The following is an 11,603-nucleotide window of genomic DNA, read 5'->3' as shown; positions in this document are numbered from 1 at the left end:
TTGTATAAAGGCATTTATAAGTAAAAAGATGAAATGTGAAATAAGAGATAGCAGCGGTCATAGTTGTTATCTCTTATTTTATTAATAACTGTGATACGAGCGATAAAAATTTTTAAGTTTATGGAACAAATTTGTTTCGGTGATTGTCTATTATGTGTACGTATAAAAAGGTATTAAGTATTTGAAAGGAATGATAGTTTTGAAAAACAAGAAAATGCTAAAAATAGGGATGTGTGTTGGTATATTAGGTTTAAGTATTACAAGCCTAGTAACTTTTACAGGAGGTGCATTGCAAGTTGAAGCGAAAGAAAAGACTGGACAAGTGAAACATAACCATCAGGCGACGCATAAAGAGTTCTCTAAACTTGAGAAAAAATTTGATGCTCGATTAGGTGTATATGCGATTGATACTGGTACCAATCAAACAATTTCTTATCGACCTAACGAAAGATTTGCCTTTGCATCAACTTATAAGGCTTTAGCAGCAGGAGTATTACTGCAGCAATACTCTACTGAGAAATTAAATGACGTTATTACTTACACGAAAGACGATTTAGTGGAATATTCACCTGTTACAGAGAAATATGTAGATACTGGAATGAAACTAGGAGAAATTGCGGAGGCTGCTGTTCGTTACAGTGATAATACTGCAGGGAACATTTTATTTCATCAAATAGGCGGACCGAAAGGATATGAAAAAGCGCTTAGACAGATGGGGGACCGGGTTACTATGTCTGATCGCTTTGAAACAGAGTTAAACGAGGCTATTCCAGGAGACATTCGTGACACTAGTACAGCGAAAGCAATTGCTACGAATCTTAAAGCTTTTACAGCCGGAAATGTGCTTCCAGTCCATAAGCGTAACATTCTTATAGAGTGGATGAAAGGAAATGCTACAGGAGACAAACTTATTCGTGCAGGCGTGCCAACTGACTGGGTAGTTGCAGATAAATCAGGAGCTGGCAGTTACGGGACACGAAATGATATTGCTATCGTTTGGCCACCAAATAGAGCACCCATTATCATCGCAATTTTATCGAGTAAAGATGAAAAAGGGGCTACCTATGATAATCAACTAATTAAAGAGGCGGCTGAAGTTGTAATTGATGCTATTAAATAATAATTTCTTAGTTATTTCAGTTCTTTACCATATGTTATTGGATGTATAAAATTAGAAAACGATTCTTTTTCGTATGAAAAGAATCGTTTTTGTATTTTTATTATTAAGAGGATAAAGGTAAAATAAATATATATGACGTATTCGATATGAAATTTCATGTACTGTACTATATTCAATAAAAACCAAAATGTATCATATAATTCTGTTAATATAAAATAAGTGTTTTATAAAAATAAAAGGAGAGAATATGAAGAGAAATATTAATAGAATCATATTGTTTATTGGCATATTAGTAGCTTTTATTACTTTTTTATATTTACAGAACAATTTAATAGGTATAACTGAGGTTAAAATAACCTCTAGTAAAATATCCTCCTCTTTTAAAGGGTATAAAATTCTACAAATTTCAGACTTACACAATAAACAATTTGGCAATAAGCAAGGTGTGTTAATTCAAAAAATTGAAAGCATAGACCCAGATATTATTGCGATTACGGGTGATTTAATTGACAGTAAATCATACGATGCAGAAGTTAGTATGCAATTAATACGAGAAATTGTAAAGGAGTATCCTGTATATTTTGTGACAGGAAACCATGAACAATGGTCTGGAAAGTATAACCGTTTAGAAAAAGAGTTGAAGAAATATGATGTCAATGTTTTAAGGAATGAACATGTAGGCATTCGAAAGGGTGAGCAAGAAATAAATTTGCTAGGTATTGATGATCCGGAGTTTGTAACTGGAAACCGTGATGAAGGAAATATTGTAAAAGATGCAATTTTAAAAGCGAAATTTGAAATGCCTCCAAATACATTTGATGTATTACTATCCCATAGGCCTGAATTTTTGACAGAATACGCTGATGAGCAACTAGATTTAGTATTATCGGGTCATGCTCATGGAGGGCAAGTTAGATTGCCATTTATTGGCGGGTTAGTTGCTCCGAATCAAGGGGTATTCCCTACATATACAGCTGGTTTATATGAAGAACAAAATACGTCTATGGTAGTAAGTAGAGGATTAGGTAATAGTATCATTCCGCAAAGAATTTTTAATAGGCCAGAACTTGTAGTCGTGCAGCTAAATTAAGCTGTACGATTTTTTTTATACAAAAATGAGTAAAGGGGCTTTCTGTATTTTGCAGGAGTAAACATTACAATTTTGTTAAAAATTTTCTACGTTACATAAAGTAACAAAATTTGACCCGAAGAGTTTGTTATAGTGTAAATAATCAAAAAACTTAAAAATTAGTCGAGTGAAAAATGTGATAAGTAACTCATGTGAAAAAACTTAAAGGGGTGTACACATGCATAAAGAATATGAAATTGAAGAATATACGGCGATTGAGGAACAAATACATTATTATTGTAAATGTTTATTAGTAAGTCATCCTGATCAAATAATTAAGTATTTAGAAAAAAGGTTAGAAAAATACGCAGAAACATTACAATATGCCCATTTATATCCTGATACAGTTATATTACCGTTACAGCAGTTAGTTATCGAGTATTCTTTAGATGTTGCTAGAATTAGAAAATATATGAATTTAAAAACGTAAAATAAAATATATAATTTAAATGAAACAGAGTCGGCTTTAGGAAATGAAATTCTAATGTTGACTCTGTTTCATTGTTTAATATTGTGGATTGAAAATATATACTAATCAATGAAGTTTGACATATAATTACGCAAGAGTAAAATAAAAGTGAGTACTCACTCATTTTTGAAAAGGGGGAAGAAAACGTGCAGCAACCTGCAATTATTTTACGAACCGTGTCAAAAAGTTTTGGAAAAAAAGAAGTTTTACACAATCTTTCATTACAAGTTGAAAAAGCAGAGATATTTGGTTTAGTTGGGCCTTCTGGTTCAGGGAAAACGACACTTATTAAATTGATTGCTGGTATTAATGAGCCGACTAAAGGTGAGGTGCTTGTTTACAACACGAACATGCCTAATTTAAATGAGATGAAAAGAATTGGTTATATGGCTCAGGCTGATGCATTATACGAAGAATTATCAGCATATGAAAATGCAGATTTTATGGCAACAATGTATGGATTAAAGGGAAAGCATAAAAAAGAAAGAATTGAAGAGGTTTTTGATCTTGTTCAATTATCACAACATATGAAAAAGCAAGTACAGCATTTTTCGGGAGGTATGAAGAAGCGTTTATCATTAGCGATAGCACTCATTCATGAGCCTGAAATATTAATTTTAGATGAGCCAACAGTGGGGATAGATCCACTTCTTAGAAAAACGATTTGGGAAAAATTTTATGATTTGAAAAAGAAAGGAACTACCATTATTGTAACAACACACATTATGGATGAAGCTGAGTTTTGTGAGCGTCTAGGGTTGATTAGAGAAGGAAAGCTAGTTGCGACTGGAGAGCCTGAAGAATTGAAAAAGCTGGTATCATCAGGACGGATTGAAGATGTCTTTTTGTTGGAAGAGGTGGCCCTATCATGAGAGTTACTGGTGTAATTATTCGTATTATTCGCCAATTTTTTCGAGATAAGCGTTCGTTAGCCATGATGTTTGGAGCACCTATGTTATTACTTTGGTTATTATCGCTAGTGTTTACACAAAAAGACTATGTACCGCATATCGCAGTTGTTGATATGCCGCTTCAGGTAGTAAAAGTGATGAAAAATCAGGAAGCGTCAATTTATGAATATAGTAAAGAAAAGGCAATGTCTGAGCTAGAAAATCAAAAGGTAGATGCAGTAATTCGTTTAGAAAATGGAAAAATGAATATTGTATTAGAAGGTAGTGATTCGTCAAAAAATCGTGCTGTACTTCAAATATTACAAAAAAGTACAGAGAAGAACGATGTATCGATAATGAAACCTGAAGTGAATTATTTACATGGCTCTAAAGACTTTACAATGTTTGATGGGCTTGGCCCTGTATTGATCGGTTTCTTTACATTTTTCTTTGTATTTATTTTATCAGGGGTGTCTTTCGTAAGAGAACGTTTAAGCGGTACGTTAGAAAGGTTATTATCGACTCCAATTAAAAGATGGGAAATAGTTGTAGGATATATTATTGGTTTTGGAATCTTTGCATTTATACAATCCATTATAATCGTAAGTTTTTCAGTTTATATTTTAGATTTGTATGTAGCTGGCTCTATATGGCTAACCCTACTTATTACATGTATGCTTTCTTTAACGGCACTAACTTTAGGGACGTTTTTATCAGCATACGCAAATAATGAATTTCAAATGATTCAGTTTATACCGCTTGTCATTGTGCCGCAAATATTCTTTTCTGGTTTGTTTCCAATTGAATCGATGAATAAGTGGCTCCAAATGTTAGGGAAATTATTTCCGCTCACATACGGCGCTGACGCAATGAGACAAGTGATGATTCGAAATCAAGGATTTACAGAGATTGCATTAGATTTAACTGTTTTACTATTTTTCTCAGTATTATTTGCAGTAGGGAATGTGTTTGCATTAAAGAAACATCGAAAAATATAATGATGATACAAAGGGGCATTATAGATGACGAAGGACTGGCTGGAAGAATTAATTGCCGCAACAAATACAGACAAACGAAATGAACGTCAAATGCGTATATTAGAGGCGGCTGTTGATATGTTTGGAGAAAAAGGCTATGCTTCAACTTCAACAAGTGAAATTGCAAAACGGGCTGGTGTAGCGGAAGGAACAATCTTCCGCTACTATAAAACGAAAAAAGATTTATTGCTAGCAGTTGTCATGCCGACATTAACGAAGTTTGCTGCACCATTTTTCGTGCAAGCATTCGCAAAGGAAATATTTGAATCGGAGTATGAATCATATGAAGGGCTTCTAAGAGTTGTTATTCATAATAGGTTTGAATTTGCAAAAAAGCATTTTCCAATGATAAAAATATTAATTCAAGAAGTGCCATTTCAGCCGGAACTGAAAAATGAAATACAGCAGTTAGTTGAAACAGAATTACTTTCACATTTTAAAAAGTTGATTGAAAAGTTTCAAGAAAAAGGGGAAATTATTGAAATGCCCCCAGTTACTGTTTTACGACTTACTTTATCAGCTGTATTAGGTTTATTATTAACACGATTTTTATTATTGCCAGAAGAAAAATGGAATGATGAAGCGGAAATTGAAAATACGATTCAATTCATATTGTACGGATTAACGCCACGAATTTAATCGCAGGCAAAAATGTGTGGCAGTGTGAAGTACATATTTTCCATTAAAAAAATAATAAATCGCCTTTAAAAAGGCGATTTATATCCATTATATATTTTTGATAAATAAGTACTGGTTTACTAAAAATGTTCTAAATTAACGTGTTTCTTTGTCTCTTCTTCTAAGGCCTAATAATCCTGCTAGTCCTAATAAACCGAGCCAAGCCCAATTATTATTTCTATCACGATTATCATTTAAATCATTTGTTGTATTTACATTTCGAGTTCTTACATCATTATTAACTCTGTCTAAGTTATTGTCATTAACTCGAGTTGAAATATCAGTGTTATTAACTCTATTCATATTAGTTCCATCGTATTCAGCTTGTGCAGATGTACCTAAAAACATAATAGATAGTGCTAAAACACTTAAAATAGATGATAAATTTTTCTTCATAACGCTCCCTCCTTTCTTACATATTAATTTCTCCAGAGCATGTGTGTATTATTCGTTTCACAGTTTCTAAACCGTCATTATAAAGGACACATTTATAGAAAATAGAGTTGAATGATTGCTAATATATTATTGGCTATATATGTATCATAAAATTAAATGAATCAAACTTTGCTTAAAATGTTAATCTTAGTACAATTTATATTATACGGACTAGCATTAAGGAGGTAATGAAATGCGACAATTTGCAAAACCTACAATCGTTGTAAGTAAATGTTTAGAGTTTGATGCTTGTCGTTATAATGGAGAGATGATTCCGGATGTAACAATACGAAATTTGCAGCCATTTGTTACATTTATACCTGTTTGTCCAGAAGTCGAGATTGGATTGGGGACTCCTCGTGAAACGATACGCATTGTAGAAGAAAAAGGGGTTAATAAACTTATGCAACCGTCTACAAGAGAAGACCTCACTGGAAAAATGGAGCAATTTTCAAATAAATTTTTACAAACGATATCAGATGTGGATGGTTTTATTTTAAAAAATCGTTCACCAAGTTGTGGTACGCGTGATGTGAAAATTTATTCTGGTTTTGAAAAAGCACCAGCAAAAGGAAAGGGACCTGGTTTATTTGGCGGAGCAGTAATAAAAAATTTTTCGCATCTTCCAATTGAAGAAGAAGGTAGATTGTCGAATTTTATTATTAGAGAACATTTCCTTACAAGGTTATTTACAATCGCATATTACAAGATGATGAAACGGAATAAAAATATGAAAGACCTCGTATCGTTTCAGTCGGATAATAAATATTTATTTATGGCATATAATCAGGTAAAACAAAAGGAATTAGGGCGTATTATTGCAAATCACAAAAATGAAAAGATTGAAGTTGTATTTGAAAATTATGAGAAGACTTTATATGAATTATTTATGCGCACACCCCGCTATACATCGAATGTAAATGTATGTGAGCATATTTTTGGATACTTTAAAACAAAGCTGAAAAAACAAGAAAAAGATCATTTTTTAGATTTGATACAAAAATATAAAGAAAAGAAAATTCCGCTTAGTAGCTTACTTGCAATTTTAAAATCATGGGCTCTTCGATTTGATGAAAAGTATTTATTAAGACAAACATATTTCGAACCATATCCTGAAGCTTTAGTAGAGATTTCAGATTCAGGTAAAGGTAGAGATTATTAAACAAAAAATTACATAATTCGACAATAAAACTCCTATGTTGTTGTAGAACAATGTAGGAATTTTTTTGTGCATTAGTACAGAATCTGTTTTAAAATTAAATTATGACAGAATTATAACAATTATCTAACTAATGTTCTTGTCTTTTCATTCGTAATGTTTGTAGTAGAAACTCGCACGCTGTCGAAACTCAATATTCGATAAGGGGTGTGTAGCGGAATGGAATTTACTCTAACTCGCGAAAAACAAATGATTAAAGAAATGGTACGTGACTTTGCTGAAAAGGAAATCGCACCGAAAGCTGTATATTATGACAAAACTGCAGAATTTCCATATGAAACATTTCAAAAAATGGGCGAACTAGGATTATTAGGTATCCCATTCCCAGAAGAGTATGGAGGTTCAGGTGGCGATACTGTATCGTACGCGTTAGCAGTTGAAGAAATTGGTCGTGCTTGTGGTGGAACAGGATTAAGTTACGCTGCAACAATTTCATTAGGTGCTTCTCCAATTTATTATTTCGGTACAGAAGAACAAAAACAGAAATATTTAGTTCCAATGGCATCAGGCAAAACGTTAGGTGCTTTCGGACTAACTGAGCCGAATGCTGGATCTGATGCAGGCGGTACACAAACGAAAGCTATATTAGATGGAGACGAGTATGTTATTAGTGGTGAGAAGTGTTGGATTACAAATGCAGAGTATGCAAACACAATTATTGTAACCGCTGTCAACGGTGTTGAAGAGAATGGTAGAAAACGTATTTCTGCATTTATCGTACCGACTACTAGTGAAGGGTTAACGATTTCAAGCCCTTACGATAAGATGGGCGTACGTGCTTCTAATACATGTGAAATCGTACTTGATGGTGTACGTGTACCGAAAGAAAATATACTTGGTGATGTAAATAAAGGGTTTAAACAATTCTTATATACACTTGATGGAGGACGTATTTCAATCGCAGCATTAGCTGTTGGTATTGCGCAATCTGCATTTGAACGTGCACTGCAATATGCGAAAGAACGTCAACAATTTGGAAAGTCAATTTCTAATTTCCAAGCGATTCAATTTAAATTAGCTGATATGGCGACTGAAGTAGAGCTAGCGCGTAATTTAGTACATAAAGCAGCTTGGTTAAAAGATAACGATAAACCTTTCGGTAAAGAAGCGGCTATGGCAAAGCTTTTCGCATCTGAGGCTGCTAGTCGTATTGCCAATCAAGCGGTACAAATTCACGGTGGATACGGCTATATGCGTGAATATGAAGTAGAACGACATATTCGTGATGCAAAACTATTAGAAATTGGTGAAGGAACTTCTGAAATTCAACGTCTTGTAATTGCTAGACATTTAGGATGTAGATAAAAAGGAGGAATCACTATGTTTCAAAAAATATTAATTGCTAATCGCGGGGAAATCGCAGTTCGTATTATGAAAACTTGTCAAAAACTTGGCATTCGCACTGTTGCTATTTATTCTGAGGCAGATGAAAATGCCTTGCATGTAAAAATGGCAAATGAAGCTTACTTAGTAGGTGGGCCGCGTGTCCAAGAAAGCTATTTAAACCTTGAAAAAATTATTGAAATAGCTAAGAAGACAAATGCTGAAGCAATCCATCCGGGGTATGGATTATTATCTGAGAATCCATCTTTTCCGGTTCGTTGTAAAGAAGAAGGAATCGTATTTATCGGTCCATCAGAAGAAATCATTACGAAGATGGGAAGTAAAATCGAATCACGTATTGCGATGCAAGCTGCAGATGTCCCAGTAGTTCCAGGTATTACTACAAATATTGAAACTGCTGAAGAAGCAATTGAAATTGCTAAACAAATTGGTTACCCATTAATGTTGAAGGCATCCGCAGGCGGCGGAGGCATTGGAATGCAGTTGATGGAAACTGAGCAAACGCTCACCAAAGCATTTGAAAGCAACAAAACAAGAGCACAAAACTTCTTCGGTAACGGAGAAATGTATTTAGAGCGCTATATTGCAGATGCACATCATATTGAAATTCAGCTTTTAGCAGATACACATGGTAACACAGTGTATTTATGGGAGCGTGAATGTTCAGTACAGCGCCGAAATCAGAAAGTAATTGAAGAAGCACCTTCACCATTTTTAGATGAAGGTACACGAAAAGCGATGGGTGAAGTTGCTGTACAAGCTGCTAAAGCACTTGGTTATACAAATGCAGGTACAGTTGAGTTTCTTGTAGATGATCAGAAAAACTTCTATTTCTTAGAGATGAATACGAGATTACAAGTAGAGCATCCAGTTACAGAAGAAATTACTGGTTTAGATCTTGTAGAACAACAACTTCTAATTGCATATGGTGAAAAATTATCGTTTACACAAGATGATGTAAAACGTAGTGGTCATGCCATCGAGGCACGTATTTATGCAGAAGATCCGAAAACTTTCTTCCCATCACCTGGGAAAATTACAGATTTAACGCTTCCAACAAATGTACGTATTGATCACTTTTTGGAGAATCAAGTAACGATTACACCTTTCTATGATCCAATGATTGCGAAAGTCATTGCTCATGGTGAAACGCGTGAAGAAGCAATTTCCAAATTACACGATGCATTAGAAGAATTAAAAGTAGAAGGTATTAAAACGAACACGCCAATGCTACTTCAAGTATTAGAGGACGAAGTGTTTAAAGAGGGCATTTATACAACAAGTTTTGTAACGAAACAACTTGTTAAAAAATAAGATTTAACAATACTAAGGGGGAAAAAATGATGACGAAAGTATATGCATCGATGGCAGGAAACGTTTGGAAGATTGTTGTAGGAGTAGGGGATACAGTAGAGGAAGAACAGGATGTCGTCATTTTGGAATCTATGAAAATGGAAATTCCAATCGTTTCAGAGGAAGCTGGCACAGTTATGAAAATTAATGTGCAAGAAGGCGATTTTGTAAATGAAGGAGATGTATTACTAGAAATTGAATAGGGAGATATAGGGGGAAGCGAATTGAAACTACCTAATTTTGCTGTCATTAAAGAAGTCGGGCCACGTGATGGCTTACAAAATGAAAAAAAGATTGTTGGCACAAAAGATAAAGTAAAATGGATTCAACTACTTACAGAGGCTGGATTATCGTACGTTGAAGTTTCCTCATTCGTTCACCCTAAATGGGTCCCTGCATTAGCAGATGCAAATGATGTGTTTTCTGAGTTGAAAAGGGATCCAAATGTTACATATGCAGCGCTTGTTCCAAATCAAAATGGTTTGGAGCGAGCTTTTTTGCAAAATGTAGATGAGGTGAATGTTTTTTTATCAGCAAGTGAATCTCATAATAAAAGCAATATTAATAAATCAATTCAAGAAGCATTAGTTGTAATTGAAGATATAACAAAACAGGCATTATTCGAAGGGAAAAAAGTAAGAGGCTATGTTTCTACTGTATTTGGATGTCCTTATGAAGGCGATATAAGCGTCATAGCAGTTGACGAATTATGTGATCAACTATTTTCATACGGCATTTATGAAGTGTCTCTTGGTGACACAATAGGAGTAGCGAATCCGTTACAAGTAGAGCGAGTATTAGAGCATTTATTAAAGAAATATGATGCTTCGCAGTTTGCAATGCACTTCCATAATACGTACGGAATGGCTCTTGCGAATGTAGTAAAGTCTTTAGAATATGGTATTACAACATTTGATAGTTCTTGTGGTGGTCTTGGCGGCTGTCCATATGCACCCGGAGCATCGGGCAATGTTGCAACTGATGACTTAGTTCATATGCTCCATAAGTTAGGGGTCCAAACGAATATTGATGAAGAGAAGTTATTGAGAGCGAGTCAATTTATTCAAAGTAAATTAAATATCCAATTACCGAGTCATGTGTATAGAGCGCTTCAACATAAAACGATAAGTAGGTGAGAAGATGCTACAATTACAAAATATTTCAGTTGATTATGTAACACCGCACGTTGTAAAGATTTCATTAAATCGTGAAAGACAAGCAAACTCATTATCTTTAGCGTTATTAGAAGAGTTACAAAACATATTAACTCAAATAAATGAAGAGGCAAATACTCGTGTAGTTATTCTAACAGGTGCTGGTGAAAAAGCGTTTTGTGCTGGTGCTGATTTAAAAGAACGCGCTGGTATGAATGAAGAACAAGTTCGCCATGCTGTTAGTATGATTCGTACTACTATGGAAATGGTTGAACAATTACCACAGCCAGTTATTGCTGCTATAAATGGCATCGCACTTGGTGGTGGTACGGAATTAAGTTTAGCTTGTGATTTTAGAATTGCGGCTGAATCTGCAAGTCTTGGTCTTACTGAAACTACACTTGCAATTATACCAGGAGCGGGTGGTACGCAGCGATTGCCAAGATTAATTGGTGTTGGTAGAGCGAAAGAATTAATTTATACAGGAAGACGTATTTCAGCAAAAGAAGCGAAAGAATATGGTCTAGTAGAATTTGTTGTACCAGCTCATTTACTTGAAGAAAAAGCAATTGAAATAGCAGAGAAAATTGCTAGTAATGGCCCTATTGCTGTTCGATTAGCGAAAGAAGCAATTTCAAACGGTATTCAAGTTGATTTACATACCGGATTACAAATGGAAAAACAAGCGTATGAAGGTGTAATCCATACGAAAGATAGATTAGAAGGATTACAGGCATTCAAGGAAAAACGCACACCAATGTATAAGGGGGAGTAA

At 34.4% G+C, this 11,603-nt stretch carries 13 protein-coding genes; 12 read left to right on the top strand and 1 reads right to left on the bottom strand.

The annotated features are described in order from the left end of the window. The first annotated feature begins 190 nt into the window (after positions 1-190). From bla to ACTFRN_RS21540, 6 genes are all read left to right on the top strand, one after another. Positions 191-1,120, top strand: a complete 930-nt coding sequence (gene bla / locus ACTFRN_RS21565; RefSeq protein WP_049112183.1) for a class A beta-lactamase Bla1 — start codon at positions 191-193, stop codon at positions 1,118-1,120. Between the two features lie 247 nt (positions 1,121-1,367). Beyond that, complete coding sequence (locus tag ACTFRN_RS21560; RefSeq protein WP_049112177.1) at positions 1,368-2,210, top strand: metallophosphoesterase; 843 nt, start codon at positions 1,368-1,370, stop codon at positions 2,208-2,210. A gap of 217 nt (positions 2,211-2,427) precedes the next feature. Then, positions 2,428-2,679: a hypothetical protein gene (locus tag ACTFRN_RS21555; RefSeq protein ID WP_000548621.1), complete on the top strand. Its 252-nt coding sequence runs from the start codon at positions 2,428-2,430 to the stop codon at positions 2,677-2,679. Positions 2,680-2,864: 185 nt separating this feature from the next. Further along, positions 2,865-3,590, top strand: a complete 726-nt coding sequence (locus ACTFRN_RS21550; RefSeq protein WP_001186989.1) for an ABC transporter ATP-binding protein — start codon at positions 2,865-2,867, stop codon at positions 3,588-3,590. Next, on the top strand, positions 3,587-4,606 hold the full coding sequence (locus tag ACTFRN_RS21545; RefSeq protein ID WP_088106778.1) for an ABC transporter permease: 1,020 nt from the start codon (positions 3,587-3,589) through the stop codon (positions 4,604-4,606). The genes ACTFRN_RS21550 and ACTFRN_RS21545 overlap by 4 nt, the downstream gene beginning before the upstream one ends. A gap of 24 nt (positions 4,607-4,630) precedes the next feature. Continuing rightward, positions 4,631-5,284: a TetR/AcrR family transcriptional regulator gene (locus tag ACTFRN_RS21540; RefSeq protein WP_000159205.1), complete on the top strand. Its 654-nt coding sequence runs from the start codon at positions 4,631-4,633 to the stop codon at positions 5,282-5,284. 135 nt (positions 5,285-5,419) lie between these two features. On the opposite strand, the gene ACTFRN_RS21535 is transcribed toward ACTFRN_RS21540, so the two are convergent. After that, positions 5,420-5,719 carry a WGxxGxxG family protein gene (locus ACTFRN_RS21535; protein WP_000739916.1) on the bottom strand — a complete coding sequence of 100 codons (300 nt, stop codon included), beginning with the start codon at positions 5,717-5,719 and terminating at the stop codon, positions 5,420-5,422. Positions 5,720-5,951: 232 nt separating this feature from the next. Here ACTFRN_RS21535 and ACTFRN_RS21530 point away from each other — a divergent pair, with 232 nt between their 5' ends. The 6 genes from ACTFRN_RS21530 to ACTFRN_RS21505 all read left to right on the top strand — a co-directional run bounded on the left by ACTFRN_RS21530 (position 5,952) and on the right by ACTFRN_RS21505 (position 11,603). Continuing rightward, positions 5,952-6,920 carry a YbgA family protein gene (locus ACTFRN_RS21530; protein WP_001248629.1) on the top strand — a complete coding sequence of 323 codons (969 nt, stop codon included), beginning with the start codon at positions 5,952-5,954 and terminating at the stop codon, positions 6,918-6,920. Positions 6,921-7,136: 216 nt separating this feature from the next. After that, complete coding sequence (locus ACTFRN_RS21525) at positions 7,137-8,282, top strand: acyl-CoA dehydrogenase (RefSeq protein ID WP_000397274.1); 1,146 nt, start codon at positions 7,137-7,139, stop codon at positions 8,280-8,282. A 15-nt stretch (positions 8,283-8,297) separates the two neighbouring features. Next, positions 8,298-9,635 (top strand): acetyl-CoA carboxylase biotin carboxylase subunit, encoded by a 1,338-nt coding sequence (locus ACTFRN_RS21520; RefSeq protein ID WP_000486747.1) that lies wholly within the window; start codon positions 8,298-8,300, stop codon positions 9,633-9,635. Between the two features lie 26 nt (positions 9,636-9,661). Beyond that, positions 9,662-9,877 carry an acetyl-CoA carboxylase biotin carboxyl carrier protein subunit gene (locus ACTFRN_RS21515; RefSeq protein WP_001985297.1) on the top strand — a complete coding sequence of 72 codons (216 nt, stop codon included), beginning with the start codon at positions 9,662-9,664 and terminating at the stop codon, positions 9,875-9,877. 21 nt (positions 9,878-9,898) lie between these two features. Beyond that, positions 9,899-10,810 (top strand): hydroxymethylglutaryl-CoA lyase, encoded by a 912-nt coding sequence (gene mvaB, locus ACTFRN_RS21510; protein WP_000775445.1) that lies wholly within the window; start codon positions 9,899-9,901, stop codon positions 10,808-10,810. Between the two features lie 4 nt (positions 10,811-10,814). Further along, on the top strand, positions 10,815-11,603 hold the full coding sequence (locus ACTFRN_RS21505) for an enoyl-CoA hydratase (protein WP_000939803.1): 789 nt from the start codon (positions 10,815-10,817) through the stop codon (positions 11,601-11,603).

The organism is Bacillus cereus group sp. MYBK245-2 (assembly GCF_051916145.1).
Lineage (GTDB): Bacteria > Bacillota > Bacilli > Bacillales > Bacillaceae_G > Bacillus_A > Bacillus_A pacificus.
Note: the sequence above shows the minus strand (reverse complement) of the source record. Positions and strands in the feature narration are given on the sequence as shown.

Excerpts from the sequence above, each read along its gene's own strand:
- bla (WP_049112183.1), top strand. The coding sequence starts at position 191 with ATGATAGTTTTGAAAAACAAGAAAATGCTAAAAATAGGGATGTGTGTT.
- ACTFRN_RS21530 (WP_001248629.1), top strand. The coding sequence starts at position 5,952 with ATGCGACAATTTGCAAAACCTACAATCGTTGTAAGTAAATGTTTAGAG.
- ACTFRN_RS21555 (WP_000548621.1), top strand. The coding sequence starts at position 2,428 with ATGCATAAAGAATATGAAATTGAAGAATATACGGCGATTGAGGAACAA.
- ACTFRN_RS21540 (WP_000159205.1), top strand. The coding sequence starts at position 4,631 with ATGACGAAGGACTGGCTGGAAGAATTAATTGCCGCAACAAATACAGAC.
- ACTFRN_RS21515 (WP_001985297.1), top strand. The coding sequence starts at position 9,662 with ATGATGACGAAAGTATATGCATCGATGGCAGGAAACGTTTGGAAGATT.
- ACTFRN_RS21560 (WP_049112177.1), top strand. The coding sequence starts at position 1,368 with ATGAAGAGAAATATTAATAGAATCATATTGTTTATTGGCATATTAGTA.
- ACTFRN_RS21520 (WP_000486747.1), top strand. The coding sequence starts at position 8,298 with ATGTTTCAAAAAATATTAATTGCTAATCGCGGGGAAATCGCAGTTCGT.
- ACTFRN_RS21525 (WP_000397274.1), top strand. The coding sequence starts at position 7,137 with ATGGAATTTACTCTAACTCGCGAAAAACAAATGATTAAAGAAATGGTA.
- ACTFRN_RS21505 (WP_000939803.1), top strand. The coding sequence starts at position 10,815 with ATGCTACAATTACAAAATATTTCAGTTGATTATGTAACACCGCACGTT.
- ACTFRN_RS21535 (WP_000739916.1), bottom strand. The coding sequence starts at position 5,719 with ATGAAGAAAAATTTATCATCTATTTTAAGTGTTTTAGCACTATCTATT.
- ACTFRN_RS21545 (WP_088106778.1), top strand. The coding sequence starts at position 3,587 with ATGAGAGTTACTGGTGTAATTATTCGTATTATTCGCCAATTTTTTCGA.